General features: G+C 55.6%; 22 protein-coding genes. 8 read left to right on the top strand and 14 right to left on the bottom strand.

What is annotated here, in order from left to right; genetic code table 11:
* Positions 1-73: 73 nt before the first annotated feature.
* Positions 74-1,294, bottom strand: a complete 1,221-nt coding sequence (locus ACLHV9_RS00225) for an MFS transporter (protein ID WP_108089300.1) — start codon at positions 1,292-1,294, stop codon at positions 74-76.
* Positions 1,295-1,541: 247 nt separating this feature from the next.
* Here ACLHV9_RS00225 and ACLHV9_RS00220 point away from each other — a divergent pair, with 247 nt between their 5' ends.
* Positions 1,542-2,462: a LysR family transcriptional regulator gene (locus ACLHV9_RS00220; RefSeq protein ID WP_108089299.1), complete on the top strand. Its 921-nt coding sequence runs from the start codon at positions 1,542-1,544 to the stop codon at positions 2,460-2,462.
* Here the strand turns inward: ACLHV9_RS00220 and ACLHV9_RS00215 are convergent.
* Positions 2,459-2,911 carry a DUF1198 domain-containing protein gene (locus tag ACLHV9_RS00215; RefSeq protein WP_028017809.1) on the bottom strand — a complete coding sequence of 151 codons (453 nt, stop codon included), beginning with the start codon at positions 2,909-2,911 and terminating at the stop codon, positions 2,459-2,461. The two genes, ACLHV9_RS00220 and ACLHV9_RS00215, sit on opposite strands and share 4 nt — an antisense overlap.
* 197 nt (positions 2,912-3,108) lie before the next feature.
* Between ACLHV9_RS00215 and ACLHV9_RS00210 the strand changes: the two genes are divergently transcribed.
* The gene (locus ACLHV9_RS00210) at positions 3,109-3,909 is read left to right on the top strand and encodes an MBL fold metallo-hydrolase (RefSeq protein ID WP_108089298.1); all 801 of its coding nucleotides are present in this window, start codon (positions 3,109-3,111) and stop codon (positions 3,907-3,909) included.
* A gap of 61 nt (positions 3,910-3,970) precedes the next feature.
* On the opposite strand, the gene uhpT is transcribed toward ACLHV9_RS00210, so the two are convergent.
* From uhpT to ivbL, 7 genes are all read right to left on the bottom strand, one after another.
* Complete coding sequence (uhpT, locus tag ACLHV9_RS00205) at positions 3,971-5,368, bottom strand: hexose-6-phosphate:phosphate antiporter (protein WP_028017807.1); 1,398 nt, start codon at positions 5,366-5,368, stop codon at positions 3,971-3,973.
* A gap of 142 nt (positions 5,369-5,510) precedes the next feature.
* Positions 5,511-6,821 (bottom strand): MFS transporter, encoded by a 1,311-nt coding sequence (locus ACLHV9_RS00200; RefSeq protein ID WP_028017806.1) that lies wholly within the window; start codon positions 6,819-6,821, stop codon positions 5,511-5,513.
* Positions 6,814-8,319: a signal transduction histidine-protein kinase/phosphatase UhpB gene (gene uhpB, locus ACLHV9_RS00195; RefSeq protein WP_407220029.1), complete on the bottom strand. Its 1,506-nt coding sequence runs from the start codon at positions 8,317-8,319 to the stop codon at positions 6,814-6,816. Before uhpB ends, ACLHV9_RS00200 begins: the two co-directional genes overlap by 8 nt.
* On the bottom strand, positions 8,316-8,909 hold the full coding sequence (gene uhpA, locus ACLHV9_RS00190) for a transcriptional regulator UhpA (protein WP_407220028.1): 594 nt from the start codon (positions 8,907-8,909) through the stop codon (positions 8,316-8,318). Before uhpA ends, uhpB begins: the two co-directional genes overlap by 4 nt.
* A 77-nt stretch (positions 8,910-8,986) precedes the next feature.
* Positions 8,987-9,274, bottom strand: coding sequence for an acetolactate synthase small subunit (gene ilvN / locus ACLHV9_RS00185; protein ID WP_010426528.1), 288 nt, complete (start codon positions 9,272-9,274; stop codon positions 8,987-8,989).
* 3 nt (positions 9,275-9,277) lie between these two features.
* Positions 9,278-10,966 (bottom strand): acetolactate synthase large subunit, encoded by a 1,689-nt coding sequence (ilvB, locus tag ACLHV9_RS00180; RefSeq protein WP_407220027.1) that lies wholly within the window; start codon positions 10,964-10,966, stop codon positions 9,278-9,280.
* A gap of 106 nt (positions 10,967-11,072) precedes the next feature.
* On the bottom strand, positions 11,073-11,171 hold the full coding sequence (ivbL, locus tag ACLHV9_RS00175) for an ilvB operon leader peptide IvbL (protein ID WP_057979964.1): 99 nt from the start codon (positions 11,169-11,171) through the stop codon (positions 11,073-11,075).
* 521 nt (positions 11,172-11,692) lie between these two features.
* Between ivbL and tisB the strand changes: the two genes are divergently transcribed.
* The 4 genes from tisB (at position 11,693) to emrD (ending at position 14,549) form a co-directional block, all read left to right on the top strand.
* On the top strand, positions 11,693-11,782 hold the full coding sequence (gene tisB / locus ACLHV9_RS00170; RefSeq protein ID WP_020684667.1) for a type I toxin-antitoxin system toxin TisB: 90 nt from the start codon (positions 11,693-11,695) through the stop codon (positions 11,780-11,782).
* Between the two features lie 64 nt (positions 11,783-11,846).
* Positions 11,847-12,293: a GNAT family N-acetyltransferase gene (locus ACLHV9_RS00165; RefSeq protein ID WP_014881927.1), complete on the top strand. Its 447-nt coding sequence runs from the start codon at positions 11,847-11,849 to the stop codon at positions 12,291-12,293.
* 62 nt (positions 12,294-12,355) lie between these two features.
* The gene (locus tag ACLHV9_RS00160; protein WP_128348485.1) at positions 12,356-13,189 is read left to right on the top strand and encodes an EamA family transporter; all 834 of its coding nucleotides are present in this window, start codon (positions 12,356-12,358) and stop codon (positions 13,187-13,189) included.
* A gap of 175 nt (positions 13,190-13,364) precedes the next feature.
* A complete protein-coding gene (gene emrD / locus ACLHV9_RS00155; RefSeq protein ID WP_407220026.1) occupies positions 13,365-14,549 on the top strand; it encodes a multidrug efflux MFS transporter EmrD in 1,185 nt (394 codons plus the stop codon).
* Here the strand turns inward: emrD and ACLHV9_RS00150 are convergent.
* Complete coding sequence (locus ACLHV9_RS00150) at positions 14,452-15,540, bottom strand: cellulase family glycosylhydrolase (RefSeq protein ID WP_407220025.1); 1,089 nt, start codon at positions 15,538-15,540, stop codon at positions 14,452-14,454. The genes emrD and ACLHV9_RS00150 overlap by 98 nt on opposite strands.
* 84 nt (positions 15,541-15,624) lie before the next feature.
* Entirely contained in the window at positions 15,625-16,551 is a 927-nt protein-coding gene (gene dsdC, locus ACLHV9_RS00145) for a DNA-binding transcriptional regulator DsdC (protein ID WP_128348482.1), read from the bottom strand.
* A 204-nt stretch (positions 16,552-16,755) separates the two neighbouring features.
* Between dsdC and dsdX the strand changes: the two genes are divergently transcribed.
* Complete coding sequence (dsdX, locus tag ACLHV9_RS00140) at positions 16,756-18,093, top strand: D-serine transporter DsdX (protein ID WP_049007066.1); 1,338 nt, start codon at positions 16,756-16,758, stop codon at positions 18,091-18,093.
* 17 nt (positions 18,094-18,110) lie between these two features.
* Entirely contained in the window at positions 18,111-19,397 is a 1,287-nt protein-coding gene (dsdA, locus tag ACLHV9_RS00135) for a D-serine ammonia-lyase (RefSeq protein WP_407220024.1), read from the top strand.
* On the opposite strand, the gene ACLHV9_RS00130 is transcribed toward dsdA, so the two are convergent.
* The 3 genes from ACLHV9_RS00130 to ACLHV9_RS00120 are packed head-to-tail and all read right to left on the bottom strand — an operon-like array spanning position 19,380 to position 21,179.
* Complete coding sequence (locus ACLHV9_RS00130) at positions 19,380-20,483, bottom strand: anaerobic sulfatase maturase (RefSeq protein WP_164881348.1); 1,104 nt, start codon at positions 20,481-20,483, stop codon at positions 19,380-19,382. The genes dsdA and ACLHV9_RS00130 overlap by 18 nt on opposite strands.
* Positions 20,483-20,842 carry a DUF202 domain-containing protein gene (locus tag ACLHV9_RS00125; protein WP_407220023.1) on the bottom strand — a complete coding sequence of 120 codons (360 nt, stop codon included), beginning with the start codon at positions 20,840-20,842 and terminating at the stop codon, positions 20,483-20,485. Before ACLHV9_RS00125 ends, ACLHV9_RS00130 begins: the two co-directional genes overlap by 1 nt.
* Positions 20,832-21,179 carry a YidH family protein gene (locus ACLHV9_RS00120; RefSeq protein ID WP_128348478.1) on the bottom strand — a complete coding sequence of 116 codons (348 nt, stop codon included), beginning with the start codon at positions 21,177-21,179 and terminating at the stop codon, positions 20,832-20,834. Before ACLHV9_RS00120 ends, ACLHV9_RS00125 begins: the two co-directional genes overlap by 11 nt.
* Position 21,180: the final 1 nt, after the last annotated feature.

Below are 21,180 nucleotides of genomic sequence, written 5' to 3'. Positions count from 1 at the left end.
CCGGGTTACCCGGTTTTTTTATATCTGAAGAACTCATGATATTTTTATTTCTCCGCTGTACCGCCTGCTGCCATTAATTTGGCTCATACGATTTCTCAACGTGAGAGTGTTTAGCAGTAAGACTTGCAGGAACGATCGCAACAAGCAGAACGGAAAGGCCGATGGCTGTACCTGCTACGATATACAGAAGAGGGACCGAGAATGATGACACCATCCAGGCACCCACTGACGCACCAATACCAATGGCGATATTAAAAAACGAAACATAGAGTGCCGAGGCAGGAAACGTTTTATCTTCCGCCATCCGTAATACCCATGTCTGGAAGCCGACAAAGATGCCTGACACCGCTACACCCCAGATAACCATGGCAGTCAAAATGCATGCGGCAGAGAGCGAAGAACCTGACAATCCCAGGGTGATCAACACTGCACAGATAAGGAGAACGGATAAAGCCACCGTCATCTTAAGATATTTATCAATCAATACCCCGGTCAGGAAATTCCCGGCCAGACCCGCGATGCCGTAAACAAAAAGCACAGCCGGAATAAAAGCAGCGGTGAGTAAACTCTGCGTATGTAACCAGGGCTCAATGTAGGTAAATGCGGCAAAGTGGGCGGTAACGGCAAGCAATGTGGCAGAGTAAATTTTCCATAGCGTGGATGATTTCAGCACGCTTTTCAGCGCATCAAGACCAATTGCACTCTTACTGGTGATCTGTGGAACAAGAACAGTAATCCCCACAAAAGCCACGACGCTGAGCGTCGCCATCAGCCAGAATGCCTGTCTCCAGCCGAAATGAATGCCAATATAGTTAGATATCGGTACACCAAACACGCTTGCGGCAGATACGCCGCCAAACACGATTGATGTGGCCGTCCCGATATATCTTGCAGGAACGATGGCTACCGCTGTCACGCCGATCATCGCCCAGAATGCCCCATGCGCAAGTGCACCCAATACGCGTGCACTGAGCAGTACATTGTAAGTGTCTACCGTAGCGGCCAGGACATTGGACATCATAAGAACGACGGTGAGCACCAGTAAAAGACGCTTCTTTGCCACATTCCCCAAAAACACAGAGGCAAACAGTGCACTTAATGCCCCGACCCATGCATAAAGAGAAACGGTCATGCCAATCGCGGATTCTGAAGAATGAAGACCTTCGGCGATAGGCGTTAATAACCCTACAGGTGCCAATTCAGTGGTGACAATGGTGAACGTTGAAATCGCCAGAATAAATAAAGCAAGCCACGACTTTATGGTCATCTTTTGCCTAGGTTTTTCTGAATCCATATTACTTACCTCAATAATTATTTAAATAATGCGAATACTAAAACATTTTAAAGGGCACATTTCTCTTGTAATAAAGAGTAATAATTACAGGGAGAATTTATCAACTCAGCGTCCAAATGGAATTATTAAATCTGTAATATAGTTTTTGTATTACTATTGAATTAGGTTTTTATTTTAAGCATTACCGTGTAAGATCTGAGACGAGAAAATAGACGAAAATACCTTTTCGCTTTTCAGGATCACCGTTATGGCTACAGCAGAACATTTAATCAGCAATAACCTTCCCAGTATCAAACAATTGCAATGCTTTCTCGCTGTTGCACATGAGTTGAACTTCCGCAAGGCTGCTGAACGTCTGCGGATGACGCAACCCCCCCTGACTCGCCAGATAAAATGTCTTGAAGCCGTTTTGCAGCGCCAGCTTTTCAGTCGGAGTACGCACGACGTCAGCCTCACTGAAGCGGGACGTGCACTGGTGGTACAAGCTGAGAAAATCCTACGCGAAATCAGTGAACTAAAATCGGATTCACTCTCTTCTGAAACCAACCTGCGTATCGGACTCACGCGAACGCTTAATTTTGAATATATTGAACCGGTGAATAGCCAGCTGCAAAAACTGAACGCCGGGGATGATGTCGAAACACCGGACCTGACGTCAGCCCAGCTGCTGCAAAGCTTGTCAAAAAATATGCTGGATCTGGTGTTAACCGGGGAAAAAGGGACAGGCCATGAAGATATTGTTCAGTACCGTTGGGTCTGTCAGGAGCCGTTACTCATCGCCATGCCCTCTTTACACCCTGCCAGCCTGAAAGAAAAAGTCTCCCTCGAAGATATCAGTGACTTACCCATTTTCTGGTTTTCCAGAAGTGCAAACCCTTCATTTTACGACAAATGTGAAAACTACTTCGACACGCTGAAAACACCGCTGAAACGAATAAAAGAGCCGGACGATTCACTCGTGATGCTGAGTCGAATAGCGAGAGGGAAAGGATTTGCGCTGCTACCGCAGTCAAAATGCACCTTCAATCAGGAGGGGCTATGCTACCGGGAGCTAACGGACGATGAAGCAAAGAGATTAAATATTGATATCTACGCGGCAACCCGCCTCAATGAAAACAGAGAAGAAATTCTGAACGCGCAGAATATCTTGTGCGGCAAAATGGCTTAATGCAGGTAAAACACGCCCTCTTCCGGCAAGAAAAGTTGGTTGTAGCGTAGCTGGAAGGCATTAAGTTCCTGCAGATCGGGCTCGATCTCGCGCATAAAGCCGAGCGCGAGTCGGACTTGCGCATCGGTGATTGGCGCAGCCAGGCGGGCTTTACGCAGCATGCGGTGCCAGGTGTGCAGGTTCTCTTCGCTACCATCGACGATGCAGACCTGCCAGATCAGCAACACTTGTGCCGCGTTTTGCAGGTGCGCCTCGTCCGGGCGCTCAAGATAACGAATAAACTCATTCCCCGGCGTTTTGCCAAACTGGTCGATCATCGACTCAACGGGCATCGGGGTGATCCCCAGACGTTCGCTTAAGCGTTTGATGGCGCGTCGGGAATCCGAGGTCAGGATCCGAAATCCGACCACAAACACCACAGCAAGCGTTGCCAGCATTATCCAGACCATGCGTTCTCCTTAGAATAGCCGCTCATCATAGCGGGAAACACACGGCGTCAAAAGCGGGCAGAACCATAATAGTGAACTGAAAAGCGCTGGAAAAAGGGCAGGAAAGCCACTTTGGTTTTTATTGGGACGATTGTATATCCACAGTGTATGGTCAATGCCTGGCGGTAACAAATAATCACTTCAGGGAAAGAGCGAACATGTCCATAACAATCAGTGTCCTGCTGGAGAATCGGGCTAACCCCGGCGGTAAAAACTTACTGCGGGCCAAAGCAGGACTTAGCCTGTTTATACAGGATGAAAATGATTCCATTCTGTTTGATACCGGTCCTGATGATAGCTTCCTGTATAACGCTGGTCTAATGGGCATCGATTTGACCCGCCTGACCGCAGCGGTACTTTCTCACGGGCACTATGACCATTGCGGCGGCGTTCCGTGGTTACCGGATAATTGCCGGATCGTATGCCATCCCCACGTGGCCTGCGAGCGCTACTCGGCAATACCTTTTTTAGGGTATACCGCCAGACTAAAAAAATTGTCGCTGAATAATGATTATTCACGCTATCGCATGGAATACAGCAGTACCCCGCTTCAGATTGGAAAGCGTTTTATGTGGTCAGGGGAGATTCCTGTCGCCAAACCGCACGCATACGGTGTTATCGGCAGAAAAAAAGCGAATGCGGACTATGTAAAAGATGAAGGGGCTCTGATTTATAAATCTGACCTTGGACTGATCATTTTTATCGGCTGCGGTCACCGGGGTCTGATGGATATTGTGCGTCACTGCCAGAGCATAACTGGCATCAATCACATCCATGCAATTTTCGGTGGTTTCCATCTTCGCAGTGCATCACCTCGTAAGCTCTGGGCAGTCAGGCAGTTTCTACACGGCCTAAAACCGGACAAAATAATGGGCTGCCACTGTACGGGTAAATGGGGCAATTTGTGGTTGCCCGGCACAGTCACCCCGTCAACAGGGGATATTTTTGTTTTGGGGTAGGTCTTAACTCAGTTAATAAAAAAGCCCGGCGGTCAGCCGGGCAAAGAAGTCACCTGCACACTCAGGCTGCTTTCAATTTCTGCTTCTGCGCGCGGTTTTCGCGGCGAATTTTACGTTCTTCCAGCACCGCGACCATCGCCATCAGGACGATACAGCCGATCGCTGCCGCATCCAGCGCGGCGAAGGTGCCAGCCCAGCCGGTGAGGCCGAAAATTGGCGTGCCGTCGGCGATCATCCCCAGACCGAGCTTGGCGAAGCTATCACCAATCAGATAGGCGAAGGTGCCCTTAATCCCATCGGCAGCGCCGATCGCTTTTTTAGGTACGAAACCAACGGCGGCCACGCCGATCAGCAGCTGTGGACCAAACACCAGGAAGCCGAGCGCAAACAGTGACGCCAGGTACACATACTGGTTGCTGGCATGCTGGTAAACGCCCAAGGTGGCGATAATCAGCGCCAGCGCGATGCAGGCCACCAGCGCGCGACGGCCGTTGGCGAGATCCGAGAGCCAGCCCCACAGCAGCGTACCGACCAGCGCGCCCACTTCGAACAGGGTAAAGCCCTGAATCGCGACCTCTTTAGAGAGCTTCAGCTCCTGGAAGGCATACACGGTTGACCACTGGTCGATACCGATACGCACCACGTACAGGAAGATGTTCGAAAAGCAGAGCAGCCAGATCACTTTGTTTTTCAGCACGTACTCAACAAAGATCTGCCATTTGGTCATCTCGTTTTCTTCGGTCTCTTTATCCTCTTCGCTGATCTCCTCGCCAAACAGCTCTTCAGCTTTGCCGAGGCCATAAGATTCCGGGGAATCGCTGCCGAAGCGCAGACCGATAAAACCGACGATCAGGGCAATAATAGACGGGAAGATAAACATGCCGATCACATGGCCGTCGAACAGATAGTTGGCACCGAACAGCGCCACACCTGCCGCCCCCGCCCCGCCGAGGTTGTGGGAAATATTCCACATGCCAAGATACGAACCACGCTTGCGGCGCGGCGTCCATTTGGTGATGGTGGAATAGCTGCACGACCCGCCGGTACTCTGGAAGAAACCGCTCAGGGCGTAGAAGGCGATCATCAGGAACAGGCTAACCGAACCTGCGCCCATGCTGGCGCTAAAGCCGAGCATACAGATGGCGGAGAGGATCAGCATAAACGGCAGGAACTGCTTGGTGTTTTTGCCGTCAGCGTAATAGGAAACCAGCGTTTTACCCACGCCGTAGGTGATGGAGAAGCCCAGGCCAATCATCCCCAGCTGCGTCATGCTCAGCCCGTAGGTGGAGATCATGTCGTTCTGCGCGATGTTAAAGTTTTTGCGGATCAGGTACATGGTCAGGTAGCCAATAAAGACCACCAGGTAGGACTGCATGAACGGTTTGAACCACATTTTACGCCGCACGTCGAGCGGCAGATCCAGGGTCGGCTTGCGCACCTGGTTTAAGAAGGCCAGCATGGTTTGCTCCTGAGCTGATTTTTATACCTGCGAATGGCAGGCATTGTAAAAATCAGCCGGGAGAGACGCCTGAGACAGCGTCCAGGTGAAACCGGGAATATTTCCTAGTTTTGCCCCATTCGGGGCGAAAAGGTGAGACGTATCACGCTTCGCGCGGCACCTGGGCGTGCAAAAACGGCAACAGCAGCAGAGCAGAAACCCCCGCCGCGATGGCGATCACCGCGAAGAAACCGCTCCAGTGCCAGATGTCGATGACCCGCGCCAGCGGCCAGCCGGAGAGCGATGCGCCAAGGTAGGCAAACAGCCCGACAAAGCCCGTCGCCGCACCGGCCGCCTCTTTGTGCGAGCACTCCGCCGCCGCCATGCCGATCAGCATCTGCGGGCCAAACACAAAGAAACCGGTGGTGAAGAAGCACGCCGCCTGCATCACGTAGCTGGCAAACGGCATCAGCCACAGCGAGCCTACCGAGAGCAAAATCCCGGCAGCAAAAATGAGATTCATCGGGCCACGGTTGCCGTTGAACAGCTTGTCCGATCCCCAGCCCGCCACCAGCGCGCCGATAAACCCACCCAGTTCAAACATGGTCACCGCCGAGTTGGCCGTCACCAGATCCACGCCAAGCGTCTCAGACATGTACAAATTACCCCAGTCGTTGATCGCCGCGCGCACCACGTAGACCAGCACGTAACAGAGCGACAGCAGCCAGATATAGGGGTTCTTCAGCACGTATTTGGTGAGGATTTCTTTGCGGGTTAACCCCGCCCCTTCCTGCTGCTGGGCAATTTCCATCTCATCATGACGCCAGTCACCCACCGCGGGAAGTCCTACGGTCTGCGGCCTGTCGCGCAAACGCCAGCAGAGGAACAACCCGGCGATAATCGCTAACCCGCCCGCAATCATCATGCCTGCACGCCAGCCGTAATGCAGCGCCGCTGCGCCGACGACGATGGGGATCAGCGCACCACCCACGTTATGCGCGGTGTTCCAGACTGCCCACCAGCCGCCACGCTCGTTGCGCGAGTACCAGGTGGTAAGTAATCGGGCACAAACCGGCGCGCCCCACCCCTGGAAAAAGGCGTTCAGCGCCCACAGCAGCGCAAAAGCCCACAGCGAGGTGGAAAAACCAAACAGGATATTCACCACTCCCGTGGCAATCAGCCCGAAGCCCATAAAATAGCGGGCGTTGGAGCGGTCGCTGACGATGCCGGAGAAGAACTTCGACAGGCCATAGGTGATGTAAAACAGCGTCGCCAGCAGGCCGATATCGGTGCGGGCCATCACGCCGCTGGCGAGGATCTCCGGTGCGGCGGCGTTGAAGCTTTTGCGGGTGAAGTAGAACAGCGCATAGCCGAGCCAGATGGTGATCAGGATATGGCGTCGCCAGTAACGATAGCGGGCGTCAATTTCATTTTTATCGCCGATCGGGGTGGCATTAGCCGGGGCTTTAAACATGGTAACTCCTCAGCGGCAAACTGACGCTGACGCGCGTTCCGTGGGTGCAGGAGATATTCAGCGTGCCGCCCAGCGCCTTCACGCGCTCGCGCATCCCCGCCAGACCAAATCCCTGCTGGCCGGAGCCCGGCGGCAGGCCGCAGCCGTCATCTTCAATTACCAGCATCAGACGCTCGTCCTGCTGCCAGGCCTGCAACGTTACCGCGCTGGCATTGGCGTGCTTCACAATATTATTCAGCCCTTCCTGACACACCCGAAACAGCGTCACACGCTGGCCTTCACTCAGCAGCGACTCTTCAATCCGCCAGTTGAGATGGCTGACAATCCCGCGACTTTCCAGCTCCATCTCGCGCATGAGCGATCGCACCGCCTGCTCCAGAGACAAATCATCCAGCTGGCGTGGACGTAACCTTCCGAGCAAACGCCTTACCGAGTCATACACACCCAGCGAGAGCTGTTCGATATGCGCCCCACCCTGCTTCACGCCGGCGTTTTCCGCCGCCAGACGCTGAACGATGCCCGCCTGCGTGCGGATGGCGGTAATGGTCTGGCCGATGTCATCGTGCAGTTCGCGCGCGACCTCCTGCCGTACGCTCTCTTCGGTTTCCAGCAGGCGTTCGGCCAGACGACGATTGCGCGCCAGCTCGGTTTGCAAAGACAGGTTCAGTTCCCGCAGCCGTTGAATGCCCGCCCCGAGCAGCAGCCCGGTCAGGCTTTGCGCCAGCAGGGAGAGGAGTAAATCTACCGGATGATCGTGCCAGGTCTGGCTGGCAATCAGCGCAATGGCGTTCATCAGGGTGGCGATAAGCGCCCCTTGCCAGCCGTAGTGCCACGCAAGCGCAATAATCGGCAGGGCCAGACAAAACGGGGTAAAGCGCGAGAGCTCAGCGGGCAGACCAAGCTGCAGCCACAGGCTTACCACAAACAGCAGCAGATACCAGATGAGGTGCCGTGCGCGCCAGTTCACCGGCTGAGAAACCAGCGCGGGGCCCAGCGGCTGCCAGACGGTACTGGTGAGGTAATGCCAGATCACCAGACAGGTTGGCGCGAGCGTCAGGCCACCGGTAAGGGTCAGTAGCAGAGCGTTGAGCATCTCTTTCTCGCCGACCCACGGGAGAGATTGCAGCAGCGCGGCGGCAATCAGCGCCGCCCCCTGACGCAACAGCGTGCGCCAGTCGCGCTGGTGGCGGTAGCGGGAAATAAGGGCAACAGGGAGAAGCGTGAGCAGGCTTCCGGTCATCAATAAGGGCAGATGCGCCAGCGCCACTTCTTGTGCCAGCCAGACCAGCATCAGCCATTCTGCGCCCAGCAAAACGGGCCAGTAGCCACGCGGGCACTGCAGCATTAACCCCAGACGCAGGCCGAATGGGAACAGCAGTACTGCCAGTTCCGGGCGCTCCACCAGATGCAGGCTGATGCTCCACAGGCAAAACCAGGCGGCAGAGAAGATAAAAAAGCTGGCGACGACGGCGATCAGCCGCGAAAGCACGGGGCTCATTGCCAGCTATCAAACATGCGGCGCGCCAGCTCGACGTCGTTGCTGACGTTGAGTTTTTCCATCAGGTTGGCGCGGTGAACGTGAACCGTTTTCGGCGACAGATCCAGCTCAGCGGCAATCTCTTTCACCGACATCCCCTGAGCGAGCTTCTCCGCCACCTGACGCTCGCGTTTGGTTAGCGGATCTTGTCGCCCGGCGGCCAGCTTGATGGCGATATCCGGCGTCAGGTAGCAGCCGCCGGTGGAGACGGTGCGCACGGCGGCGATCAGTTCGTCCGGGCTACAGCGTTTTGAAAGGAACCCGCGCGCCCCCGCATTGAGCGCCTGCTCCACCAGCGCCGGGCTGTCATGGACCGAAAGCATAATGATCGCCATTCCCTTCGGTAACTGACTCAGCAGCTCCAGCCCGGAGAGATCCGGCATTGAGATGTCACAAATACAGACCTGCACGCCACGTCCGGGTAAACCCGCCAGCGCCTCGCGCCCGGAGCCGAACTCTGCGACGACCTGAAATTCAGGTTCAAGGTTCAAAAGCTGAGCAAATCCGGAGCGGACGATAAGGTGGTCGTCGATAAGAGCGATGGTCGTCATGGCGCGTTCCTGGCGAGCAGATAAAAAATCGCGCTTACCTTAACGATAAGCGCGTGGGTGTTCAAGCAATGAGCGATTTATTCGAAGAACACCGCAATTTTATTAAACATGGTGGGATCGGACTGGTTGCGCGCCACTTTGGTGACATCTTCCAGCTTATCGATCTGCGCCATCATCTGTTCCAGGCGCTGATCGTCGTTGACCAGCAGCCAGATGCGGCTGTGCTCGCTGCCCTGAATCGGCAGACAGAGAATGCCTTCAACGTTAAACGCGCGACGGGCGAATAGCCCACAGACGTGCGTCATGACGCCAGGGTGGTTGCGGACGGTGAGTTCCAGAATGACGTTATCATGTTGTTTCTGCATGGCTTATTCCCCCACCATCTCAGTATTTGCCGCACCCGGCGGCACCATCGGATACACTTTTTGTTCAGGGTCGATACGCACGTGGATCAGCGCCGGGCCCGGGCGTGAAATCGCTTCCTGCAATGCCACGTGGGCATCCTCTTCAGCGTTCAAATCGCAGGTATGCAGGCCAAAGCCGGCGGCAATCTGCATAAAGTTGATCATACCGGGATAGGTCGCGGCAAACACGCCCTGCTTATAGAACAGGCTCTGCTGCTGATGCACCAGCCCCAGCGCTTCGTTGTTCATCAGGATGATTTTCACGTCTAACTGGTTTTCGGCCGCGGTCGCCATTTCCTGAATGTTCATCATCAGGCTGCCATCACCGGAGAAACAGATAACCTTGCGGTCCGGATTCGCCAGCGCCGCGCCTACTGCCGCAGGCAGGCCAAAGCCCATGGTCCCGAGGCCGCCAGAGGTCAGCCACTGGCGCGGACGGTTCAGCGGGTAGGCCTGCGCGGTCCACATCTGATGCTGGCCTACGTCGGTGGTGATGATCGCGCTGTCGTCCACGCAGGCAGCCACGGCGTTAATCAGCCCGTAGTGGCTGAGTGGGTCACCTTCCGTTGGGATTGCACCAGGGAATTCCTGTTGCAGGTCGGCTACCAGCTGACGCCACTCTTCACGCCCGGTCGCCTCAGTTTGCGGGATCAGCTGTGCCAGTACCTCGGCAACGTCACCCTGAATCGCGACGTGCGGCTGTTTAATTTTACCCAGCTCGGCGCGATCGATATCCACGTGAATGATTTTGGCGTTCGGACAGAACTGCTCGGTTTTACCGATCGCCCGGTCATCAAAACGCGCGCCGAGAACAATCAGCAAATCAGCCTCTTGCAGAATGTAGTTGGTGCTGCGCGCACCGTGCATCCCCAGCATCCCCAGTGACAGCGGGTGTGCTTTCGGGAGCATACCAAGCGCCATCAGCGTCATGGTGGTGGGCAGGTTGGCTTTCTCTGCCAACTCACGCACCGCGTCAGAGGCATTAATCGCCCCGCCGCCCAGATAGAGCACCGGGCGTTTGGCGGCGTTAATCATGGCTGCGGCGTCACGTACGCTTTCAGCGCTGAATTCCGGGGCAGGGGCACGGCCGCCCGGCTCAGGCAGTACGTCGATCTCGATCTCTGCGGTCTGGACATCCTTAGGAATGTCTATCCACACCGGGCCTGGACGGCCGGACTGCGCAATGCGGAACGCATCGCTGATAACCTGAGGAAGCTCGGCGATATCGCGAACTAAATAGTTATGTTTGGTGATGGGGATAGAGATGCCGTAGGTATCCACTTCCTGGAACGCATCAGTACCAATCATTGAGGATGGTACCTGGCCGGTAATGCAGATCAGCGGAATGGAGTCGAGACGTGCATCAGCGATGGCGGTCACCAGGTTGGTCGCCCCCGGGCCGCTACAGGCCATACAGACCGCCGGTTTACCCTGCGTACGCGCCATGCCCTGGGCGATAAATCCCGCCCCCTGCTCGTGACGCGCCAGGACGTGGCGGATCTGCGTGCTTTGGCTTAACGCATCATACAACGGCAGTACCGTCCCGCCAGGGATACCCGCAACCGTGGTGATGCCCTGTCGTTCCAGTAAATGAACGATTAACTGCGCGCCAGTAAAACGCGTCTTGGTGGATGTTGTGCCCGAACTTGCCATGCTCCAGTCCTTTTCTTCTGGGCCGACTTTCCGGGGAGGCTCTTAAACGAAAAACCCCGCCCGGTTTGCGCCGGCGGGGTTTTGGATTCGTGTGTTGATCCAGTCCCTACGGCGCATTGCCGACGACCACCACCACACGCACGACGACCACTGCGGCTGGTTGCGCAGTTTTTAGTAGGGTCGAAGTGAAGATGGATGAAGTCATTGGGGACCTGTGTTTGGAATCATTGATGGAATTTATACAAACACAGGTTTTCTGGCATGACAATGGAAATATTTTCATCTGCGCAAAAATGCGTCAGGGATCACGTTTCGTTTGTTGGGTGATGAAAACAAAAAACCCCGCCTAAGCGAGGTTTTTATCAGGGTTTTGCGGTTGGTCGCCGCAGAACACACTGTGTTACGTCAACGCAAAAATTATACGCGATCGCAGGAGAACGCGCAATTCAGGCACGGATTTTGACGTTTTTGAGTATGGATCGTCTTCCTAATTTTGTCCATAAAATACTGTTCATGCATACAGTATTTATCTATACTGAGGGTGTTCGCAGTGCGCGAGGGGGCCGCTGTTCTACCGGCGCAACAAAGTCCTGGCTGAAACGGGTGGTGCCGTCAGTGCCTTAACCCCTGAAGTGAGCACACTGTGTTACGTCAATCCAGGTGCTGGCAACAGGCGGCGGAAAGGTACGCCAGCATCGTGCTCCTTTTTACCAAAAGGAGACGCGTATGAGCGTAGTGGATATGGTGATACTTATCCTCAAACTCATTGTTGCTGTACTGCAACTGCTTGATGCTGTCCTGAAATACCTTCGGTGATTCAGGTTCAAGTCGCACCTGAGAGGGGCGGGAAACCGCCCCTCTTTAATAACGAGGGAATGCTATGTCGCGTCTGTTAATTGAGCCCGTCACCCCGGATGAGCCGGGCTACATCGCCCTGAAGGCGGAAAGTATCGCATTGAATTTCAACATGCTGCGCAGGCTGGAAGAGAACTGGCAGCGTGGTGAGAACCGCTTTAACGCGCCGGGTGAAAAGCTACTGGGGGCGTTTCTCAACGGCAAACTGGTAGGCGTGTGCGGCCTCAACCGCGATCCCTTCAGCCAGCAGCCGCGTGCCGGGCGCATTCGCCACCTCTATGTCAGCGAGAAATGCCGTGGGCTGGGCATTGGCAAACAGCTTTTGACCGTGGTGATGGCCGATGCCAGCATCTGGTTTGATTTTCTCAATACCCACGCGCCTGACACCGCTTACGGGTTCTATCGCCGGGCGGGTTTTACGCTGGTCTCGGACGAACCACGGGTGACGCACCGCCTTTTTTGTGCGGTGTAACCGGCTGGCAGCATCAGGGTGTGAATGTTACAGTTGAGTGACAATTCATCAGCCGATACCCCATGACCATCACCGTTTTCTGCATTTTGCTCTTCGCCGCACTGCTGCATGCCAGCTGGAACGCCATCGTCAAAGCCGGAACGGACAAGCTCTATTCCGCGATTAGCGTCAGCGGCTCCGCCACGGTTATCGCTCTGGTCTTACTGCCGTTTTCCCCACAGCCTTCTGCAGAAAGCTGGCCGTTTTTGATTGTCTCCTGTGCCTTACAGGTGGTGTATACCGTACTGGTGGCGAAGACGTATCAGGTCTCAGACATGAGCCAGACCTATCCGTTGATGCGCGGGACAGCCCCGTTGCTGGTGGCGCTGATCAGCGTGCTGGTGCTCGGGGATAGCCTCTCATGGCTCGCATGGTCCGGCATCGGCGTGATCTGCCTGTCGATTCTGGCCATGGCGATGAATGGCCGGATGCGGTCGCGCAAAGGGATATGGCTGGCGCTACTCAACGCCTGTTTTATCGCCGGGTATACGCTGGTGGACGGCACGGGCGTACGTTTATCCGACACTGCACTGGGTTATACGCTCTGGACCTTCTTTATGAACGGCTTCTGTCTGCTGTGCTGGGCGATGGTAGCGCGACGACGCGAAGCCTCTCGTTACCTGGGTCTGCACTGGAAAAAAGGGCTGCTCGGCGGTGTCGGGACGATGGGATCGTATGGCCTGGCATTATGGGCGATGACTCAGGCTCCGCTTGCGGTTGTCGCCGCGCTACGTGAAACCTCAATTCTCTTCGGTGCGTTAATTGCTTTTGTGCTTTTGAAAGAGAAGGTTGCTGGTCTGCGCATCGCTGCTGCGCTGGGTATTGCCGGCGGGGCTATCTTGCTACGCCTGGCGTAATCCACTGGCAACATTAGTTGCCGATCTTGTTTACAAATCCTGCCTTTACCGGTTTTTTCATTCACCACGACAATGCTTAAATTGTCATCTCACTGTGGTAGATTCCTCGCGCATTTATGGGAATGCGCAGTCACTTATTCTTCATTTTTCTCTTTTGGCAAAAGTATTCAGCGACATGAAAAAACAAAGGAACGTTAACTTATTGTTGATGCTGGTGTTACTGGTGGCCGTCGGTCAGATGGCACAAACCATCTACATTCCGGCGATTGCCGACATGGCAAAGGAACTTAACGTCCGTGAGGGCGCAGTACAAAGCGTGATGGCAGCCTACCTGCTGACCTATGGCGTTTCGCAGTTGTTCTATGGGCCGCTCTCTGACCGTATCGGCCGCCGCCCGGTGATTTTAGTCGGTATGTCTATTTTCATGGTCGCCACGACGATCGCGATGACCACCCACAACCTGACCGTGTTGATTGCCGCCAGCGCCCTGCAGGGTGTCGGCACCGGCGTCGGCGGGGTGATGGCGCGTACCTTACCGAGGGATATGTATCAGGGCACTCAGCTTCGCCATGCTAACAGTTTGTTGAACATGGGAATTCTGGTCAGCCCGCTGCTGGCCCCGCTGATTGGCGGCCTGCTGGACACGATGTGGTCCTGGCGGGCCTGTTACGCTTTCCTGCTGGTGCTGTGCATGATCGTCACTTTTAGCATGGCGCGCTGGATGCCGGAAACGCGCCCGCAAGACGCACCGCGTACGAAGCTTATCGCCAGCTATAAAACGCTATTCGGTAACGGAGCGTTTACCTGTTACCTGCTGATGCTGATCGGTGGCCTCGCGGGTATTGCGGTGTTCGAAGCCTGCTCAGGTGTACTCCTGGGCGCAGGGCTTGGCCTGAGCAGCATGGTGGTCAGTATTCTGTTTATTCTGCCTATTCCTGCAGCGTTCTTCGGCGCCTGGTTTGCCGGACGTCCCAACAAACGTTTCTCGACGTTGATGTGGCAATCGGTCATTAGCTGCCTGCTGGCAGGCGTAATGATGTGGGTTCCGGGGCTGTTCGGCGTAATGACCGTCTGGACGTTGCTGATCCCGGCGGCACTGTTCTTCTTCGGTGCGGGGATGCTGTTCCCGCTCGCCACCAGCGGCGCGATGGAGCCGTTCCCGTTCCTTGCAGGCACTGCGGGGGCGCTGGTGGGCGGTTTGCAGAACATCGGTTCCGGCGCGCTGGCCTGGCTATCCGCCATGATGCCGCAGACCGGGCAGGCTAGTCTGGGCCTGCTGATGACGCTGATGGGACTGCTGATTTTACTGTGCTGGCTGCCGCTGGCGTCGCGTGTCCTGCATCACGAGCAGCCTGTTTAACCGCATGATGGCCCGGCTTTTCGCTGGGCTTTTCACAGACAGGGGCGATCATCGCCTGCAATAACGGCTCTGGCGCAGGCCGCCAGGCGCCCTCCTCCCCGTCGTAAAACTGGAAATCCGCGTTAAGCGCATACGGGATTTTCGCCTTTTGCAGCTCGCAGGCCATAAAGGTGGCAAAGGCCATTTGCGAAGCGGTTGGGGTGAAACGGCTTGATTCCCCAACGCCCCAACCCCCGATCCAGCTAACGTGCCCGGTTTTTTGCTGCCAGTGCAGCGCGGCATTGATGCGGTTACGGATAGCCGCTTTCTCTGCCGCCGTGCCGGACGTCCACGGGTATTTGCCGCCATTCTTCAGCGGCCCCCACGGGAAAATATGCCACTCCGCCAGCAGGTAGTTCTGGCTGTGCGCGGGCAGCTTCAGGTTGGATAAATCCTCCGGCGCGGCACGCAGGCGCGGCGCAATGAAGATCATGCGCTGCGGGTCAATGTCGTGGATCGCTTTAATGGTCTTTTCATAGACGCGGTTTAACGACGCCAGGTTGTGGTTGAGCTTGTCGGCCGGCTCATAGATGAGGTCAAAACCCAGCAGAGGGTAGCTCTGACCGAAATAGTGCGCCACGGCAATCCACCAGTTGACCGTCTCTTTCTCGTTATCGGCTTTCGGGTCGTTTTTATATTCATCTGCCTGATACGCGACTATCGGGATCACGCCATACTGCTCGCAGGCTTCCACCAGCTTGCGCAGGTGGATCAGCCGCGCTTCCGTCGGCTCATCGGCGACGCGGATGCGCACGTGGGTAATGCCTTTTGCTCGAAAATCGCGTACCACCAGCGGGTCGAATTCACGTATGCCGCGCTCGGTGCGCGCCCAGTCCACATCCATCCCGACACCCAGCTGCTGCGCATAAAGGGCGGCCGTCAGCGGCGGCTCAGCGGCAATCGCCCAGCCGGAAGAGATCAGTAATGCAGAGGCAATAAAAAGCTTTAACACGGTTTACCCTGGATAAATCGAAAGCATTACCTGTATTTAGCACGCTTTTTCACATTTGGTGTAGAGCGAAAGCGTAATAATTCTTCAACCTGCCAGTTCTCTTAGCCAGCCGATAAAGGCGTCAATTTTCGGCCACTGACGGCCAGAAAGCGTCGAAATATAGTAGTGCTGATGACATTTCAGGGTCTTTTCGCCAAACGGGGCAATCAGCTCGCCTCGTTCCAGCCGTTTCTGCACCAGCCGCTTTCTGCCCATCGCGACGCCGACATGGTTAATGGCCGCGATAATCGCTAAATCGGAACGATCGAAACCAATGCCCGACGATGGCGGCATATTCACCGCAAAGTGCTGCGCCCAGCTAAGCCACTCATCCGTACCGGAATCATTGCTCCAGGCCTGACGGTCGTGCAGCAGCGTGCAGTGGCTGAGGTTATCGGGGTTTTTCAGCAGTTCATGCTCGCGGGCATACTGCGGTGAGCAGACGGGCAAAATCTCTTCGTCCATCAGGAAGTGATGAGAAAGGTGGTTTGGCGGCGTATCGTCAAAATACAGCGCCAGATCGACGCCCGTTCGCTGCATATTGACGTAATCGTTGCCGGTCAGGATGGTGAGAGAAATAGACGGGTAGCGACGGGTAAAATCCCCCAGCATGGGGACTAGCCAGCATTGGGCAATCGACGGTCGGGAGTAGACCGTCAGCGTACCGGACAGCGCCTGGTTTTTGATATCCAGGATCTCCTGGTTCAGGGTGTCGAGTGAAGATTTTAGCGTCCAGTAAACGCGTTTTCCCTCCTGCGTCAGCTCGACTTTACGGTGCGAGCGGACAAACAGCTGAATGCCCAGCTCCTCTTCCAGCAGGTTGATGCGGTGACTCACCGCGCTGGGGCTGAGCGACAACTCTTCCGCAGCCAGCGCGAAGGACTCGTGCCGGGCAGCTACCTCAAAGGTGTACATTTTCGACAGCTGCCAGCCGTTTAACAGCCGGTTTCGGGCTTCATTCACATCGTTCATCACAATTCCCACGTCTTATTTTCATGTTCAGCATACCGTTCAAAGATGAATTTATGTGAACCTAATACGAATTTAGTGCACTTTTTAGAGTTTAGTCACTCAGTTGATCCAATCTGGCTCATCTGAAAGCCAATTTATATCGTTTGTCAGCCCATGCCGTTTTTTCGTCCAATACCCGTAGATTACTTAAGGGTGAGGTGAGATATGGGATCTCAGGTCTGGGTTGTGGCAACGCTGCTTGTCAGCATCGTGTTGATTGTTTTAACCATCGTAAAACTGAAGTTTCACCCGTTCCTCGCGCTGCTGCTGGCGAGCTTTTTCGTCGGCGCCATGATGGGGATGAGCCCGCTGGATATGGTGAACGCCATTGAGAGCGGGATTGGCGGTACGCTGGGCTTCCTGGCGGCGGTAATCGGTCTTGGCACTATTCTTGGCAAGATGATGGAAGTCTCCGGGGCGGCAGAGCGCATCGGGATCGCGTTGCAGCGCTGCCGCTGGCTGTCAGCTGACGTGATTATGGTGCTCGTGGGGATGATTTGCGGGATCACGCTGTTTGTGGAAGTGGGCGTGGTGCTGCTGATACCGCTGGCATTTTCCATTGCCAAAAAGACCCACACCTCACTGCTCAAACTTGCCATTCCGCTCTGTACCGCATTGATGGCGGTGCACTGTGTGGTGCCTCCCCATCCTGCGGCGCTGTTTGTCACCAATAAATTAGGTGCGGACGTCGGAACGGTTATCGTCTACGGTCTGCTGGTGGGCCTGATGGCCTCGCTGATCGGCGGCCCGCTGTTCCTGAAACTGCTTGGCAACCGTCTGCCGTTTAAACCGGTTCCGGCGGAATTTTCAGACCTGAAAGTGCGGGAAGAGCATACGCTGCCATCGCTGGGTGCGACGCTGTTCACGGTGCTGCTGCCGATTGCCCTGATGCTGGTGAAAACCATCGCTGAGTTAAATATGGCGAAAGACGGCACGCTGTATACGCTACTGGAGTTTATCGGCAACCCGATCACTGCGATGTTTATCGCCGTGTTTGTCGCCTACTACCTGCTGGGGATCCGCCAGCATATGAGCATGGGCGCAATGCTGACCCATACCGAGCACGGTTTTGGCTCTATCGCCAACATTTTGCTGATTATCGGCGCGGGCGGGGCGTTTAACGCCATCCTGAAAACCAGCGGGCTGGCGGATACGCTGGCGCATATTCTCTCGAACCTGCACATGCACCCTATCCTGCTCGCCTGGCTGGTGGCGCTGGTTCTGCATGCCGCCGTGGGTTCGGCTACGGTGGCGATGATGGGCGCCACCGCGATTGTTGCACCGATGCTGCCGCTCTATCCGAACGTGAGCCCGGAGATCATTACTATTGCCATCGGTTCCGGCGCCATTGGCTGCACGATCGTCACCGATTCTCTCTTCTGGCTGGTGAAGCAGTACTGCGGCGCGACCCTGAATGAGACCTTCAAATACTATACGACGGCGACGTTTATCGCCTCGGTGCTTGCACTTGCCGGCACATTCCTGCTTTCTTTCATTATCTGAGCGCGAAGAGACGTATTATGGAAAACGCAACTATCACTACTTTAACCGCACAGTTTCCTCTGGTTGAGGATCTGATTGCCCTGAAAGAAACCACCTGGCTTAACCCGCGTACCACCACGCTGGCAGAAGGATTGCCTTACGTCGGGCTGACCAAAGCCGACGTGGACGACGCGCATGCTCGCCTCAACCGCTTCGCGCCGTATCTGGCGAAAGCATTCCCGGAAACAGCGGCGACCAAAGGCATCATCGAATCTGAACTGGTTGCCATTCCGGCAATGCAAAAACGGCTGGAGAAGGAATTTGCTACAAACATTCCTGGCACCCTGCTGCTGAAAAAAGACAGCCATCTGCCGATCTCTGGCTCCATCAAAGCGCGCGGCGGCATCTATGAAGTACTGACCCACGCCGAAAAACTGGCGCTGGAAGCCGGATTGCTGAGCATTGAAGACGACTACAGCATCCTGCTGGAGCCGCGCTTTAAGGACTTCTTCAGCCAGTACAGCATTGCGGTAGGCTCAACCGGCAACCTGGGGATGTCTATCGGCATAATGAGCGCACGCATCGGCTTTAAGGTGACGGTGCATATGTCCGCCGACGCCCGCGAGTGGAAGAAAGCCAAACTGCGCAGCCACGGCGTGATCGTCGTGGAGTATGAGCAGGATTATGGCGTGGCGGTGGAACAGGGGCGCAAAGCGGCAGAAAGCGATCCGAACTGCTTCTTCATTGACGATGAAAACTCCCGCACCCTGTTCCTGGGCTATGCGGTAGCAGGCGAGCGCCTTAAGGCACAGTTTGCTGCCCAGGGACGCGTAGTGGATGCAGAACATCCGCTGTATGTTTACCTGCCATGCGGCGTCGGCGGCGGTCCTGGCGGCGTGGCGTTTGGTCTTAAGCTGGCTTTTGGCGATAACGTTCATTGCTTCTTCGCGGAGCCAACGCATTCGCCGTGCATGCTGCTGGGCGTCTACACCGGCCTGCACGATGAAATCGCGGTGCAGGATCTAGGCATTGATAACGTGACGGCGGCGGACGGTCTGGCCGTAGGACGGGCGTCCGGCTTCGTGGGCCGCGCGATGGAACGCCTGCTTGACGGGTTCTATACGCTTTCCGATCAGAGCATGTACGACATGCTCGGCTGGCTGGCGCAGGAGGAAGGGATCCGCCTGGAACCGTCGGCGCTGGCAGGCATGGCCGGGCCGGTGCGCGTGGATGCCGGTGCGAACGTCACCCACCTGGTCTGGGCGACCGGCGGCGGAATGGTACCGGAAGACGAGATGGCGAAATATTTAGCAAAAGGCCGTTAACATCGCCATCAGCTCAATCGGCGAGCGGTGATGCCTGATGAGATCACGCATCACCCGCATAGAGGGCGCAGTATGGCAAAAGAAGTCACGATAACCCACGCAGAGCACACTTTTACCGTTCAGGCGATGTTTAGGGCAGTCGCCGTTGCACAGGCGAAGCACCGGACATTGCCTGCATTCATCCGATAATGTGCGCTGCTTATACGTACCAAATTCGCGCGCGGCACTGCTGGCATTAAGCTTTGCCAGCGTCGTCTGATGAATATTTCCCAATCGATATTCGGGATAAACAAAGTGGTCACACTGGTAAAGATCGCCGTTCGCCTCCAGCGCAAACGCATGTCCGCAGCATTCGGCCAGAGAACACATCTGCGCGGGGTATCCACTCCAGACACCGAGCATTGAATCAAAGAGCTGCACATATACGCGACCCACATCTTCTCTTACCCAGATATCAAAAACGGTTTTGAGAAACGTTCCCCACTGCTCGCCGGTGACCGAGGCTGGGTTATCCTGCTCCACTAGCGGTATAAACTGCAAAAACGGCGTGCCGAGCGTGCGAAGATAGCGGTACATCTGCTCCGGTTGTTGGCTGTTTTCACGGCTAACCACCGTCAGAAGATTAAACGAAACCTGATGCTCACGCAGATGCGCAATCGCCGCAACAACCTTTTGGTGGGTGGGATTACCGCGACGGTTAACACGATAGATATCATGCAGTTCAGCAGGTCCATCAATAGATATCCCCACCAGCCAACCATGCTCGCGGAAAAAGCGGCACCATACGTCGTTGAGTAATACGCCGTTGGTCTGAAAGGCGTTCTGGATACGTTTGCCCTGCCCGTAACGTTGTTGCAACGCTGCCGCACGGCGAAAAAAATCAATGCCGCACAGCATGGGTTCTCCGCCCTGCCAGGCGAACTGAACATCGACACCCGGCTGAGCGGCGATTTGCTGGCGAATAAATGCCTCCAGCGTGGCGTCGTCCATGTGCAGTTGTTGGCGTTTATTGAGATAAAAACAGTAGCGGCAGTTCAGGTTACAGCGGGAACTGGCCGGCTTGGCCATCACATGACATCCTGTCATCACACATCCTCAAGAAACAGCATAATTTGACTTAAGTGTGTCACAGCAAACAGTAATGCGAGGGAGAGAACAGCGAGAGCGATCATAAATTTGTCACGCACGGCTTTCGGTTGAGCAAAATCCCCACGTTCAACGTCCATCAGGTTACGGCTGCGGGTGTAACGCCACAGGATAATCGCCACCAGCGCCAGCACGCCGAGCGAGATCCAGAACGGCAGGCCCGAACGGTGCCAGTTATGTTTGATGGCCAGGGCGATAAGCGCGCCATACCCCAGCAGCGTGCGCAGCCAGGCAAGTGATGTCCGTTCCGGTTGCAGACCGGGATCGGCCTCGCGGCGGGCTTTACGGCTATCCGGCATAGAATACCAGCCCCATAACCACCACGGCCACCACCAGCAGGATGACGCTGATAATCAGCAGCCCGCGGGTATAGGGTAAATCCTCTTTCAGGCGCATCGCTTTTTCATTTCGCAACCAGCGCAGGTAGCCATAGATAGCCAGCACGCCCGCAAGCAGGCACAGCAGCAGCGCCAGCACTTCACGGATCAGCGGCGTGGCGAAATCGGGTGCGAGCTGGTCGAGACCAACGCCCGCAGCCAGAAAACCCAGCGCGGTGCGGATCCACGCCAGAAACGTGCGTTCATTCGCCAGCGAGAAGCGGTAGTCCGGCGCTTCGCCGACGCGGGAAATTTTCATG

Origin of the sequence: Enterobacter sp. CPE_E890 (genome assembly GCF_046521475.1) — a bacterium.
In the GTDB taxonomy this organism is placed as follows: domain Bacteria; phylum Pseudomonadota; class Gammaproteobacteria; order Enterobacterales; family Enterobacteriaceae; genus Enterobacter; species Enterobacter adelaidei.
Note: the sequence above shows the minus strand (reverse complement) of the source record. Positions and strands in the feature narration are given on the sequence as shown.

Coding starts and splice junctions, on each gene's coding strand:
- ACLHV9_RS00225 (WP_108089300.1), bottom strand. CDS start 1,294: ATGGATTCAGAAAAACCTAGGCAAAAGATGACCATAAAGTCGTGGCTT.
- ACLHV9_RS00220 (WP_108089299.1), top strand. CDS start 1,542: ATGGCTACAGCAGAACATTTAATCAGCAATAACCTTCCCAGTATCAAA.
- ACLHV9_RS00215 (WP_028017809.1), bottom strand. CDS start 2,911: ATGGTCTGGATAATGCTGGCAACGCTTGCTGTGGTGTTTGTGGTCGGA.
- ACLHV9_RS00210 (WP_108089298.1), top strand. CDS start 3,109: ATGTCCATAACAATCAGTGTCCTGCTGGAGAATCGGGCTAACCCCGGC.
- uhpT (WP_028017807.1), bottom strand. CDS start 5,368: ATGCTGGCCTTCTTAAACCAGGTGCGCAAGCCGACCCTGGATCTGCCG.
- ACLHV9_RS00200 (WP_028017806.1), bottom strand. CDS start 6,821: ATGTTTAAAGCCCCGGCTAATGCCACCCCGATCGGCGATAAAAATGAA.
- uhpB (WP_407220029.1), bottom strand. CDS start 8,319: ATGAGCCCCGTGCTTTCGCGGCTGATCGCCGTCGTCGCCAGCTTTTTT.
- uhpA (WP_407220028.1), bottom strand. CDS start 8,909: ATGACGACCATCGCTCTTATCGACGACCACCTTATCGTCCGCTCCGGA.
- ilvN (WP_010426528.1), bottom strand. CDS start 9,274: ATGCAGAAACAACATGATAACGTCATTCTGGAACTCACCGTCCGCAAC.
- ilvB (WP_407220027.1), bottom strand. CDS start 10,966: ATGGCAAGTTCGGGCACAACATCCACCAAGACGCGTTTTACTGGCGCG.
- ivbL (WP_057979964.1), bottom strand. CDS start 11,171: ATGACTTCATCCATCTTCACTTCGACCCTACTAAAAACTGCGCAACCA.
- tisB (WP_020684667.1), top strand. CDS start 11,693: ATGAGCGTAGTGGATATGGTGATACTTATCCTCAAACTCATTGTTGCT.
- ACLHV9_RS00165 (WP_014881927.1), top strand. CDS start 11,847: ATGTCGCGTCTGTTAATTGAGCCCGTCACCCCGGATGAGCCGGGCTAC.
- ACLHV9_RS00160 (WP_128348485.1), top strand. CDS start 12,356: ATGACCATCACCGTTTTCTGCATTTTGCTCTTCGCCGCACTGCTGCAT.
- emrD (WP_407220026.1), top strand. CDS start 13,365: ATGAAAAAACAAAGGAACGTTAACTTATTGTTGATGCTGGTGTTACTG.
- dsdC (WP_128348482.1), bottom strand. CDS start 16,551: ATGAACGATGTGAATGAAGCCCGAAACCGGCTGTTAAACGGCTGGCAG.
- dsdX (WP_049007066.1), top strand. CDS start 16,756: ATGGGATCTCAGGTCTGGGTTGTGGCAACGCTGCTTGTCAGCATCGTG.
- dsdA (WP_407220024.1), top strand. CDS start 18,111: ATGGAAAACGCAACTATCACTACTTTAACCGCACAGTTTCCTCTGGTT.
- ACLHV9_RS00130 (WP_164881348.1), bottom strand. CDS start 20,483: ATGACAGGATGTCATGTGATGGCCAAGCCGGCCAGTTCCCGCTGTAAC.
- ACLHV9_RS00125 (WP_407220023.1), bottom strand. CDS start 20,842: ATGCCGGATAGCCGTAAAGCCCGCCGCGAGGCCGATCCCGGTCTGCAA.
- ACLHV9_RS00120 (WP_128348478.1), bottom strand. CDS start 21,179: ATGAAAATTTCCCGCGTCGGCGAAGCGCCGGACTACCGCTTCTCGCTG.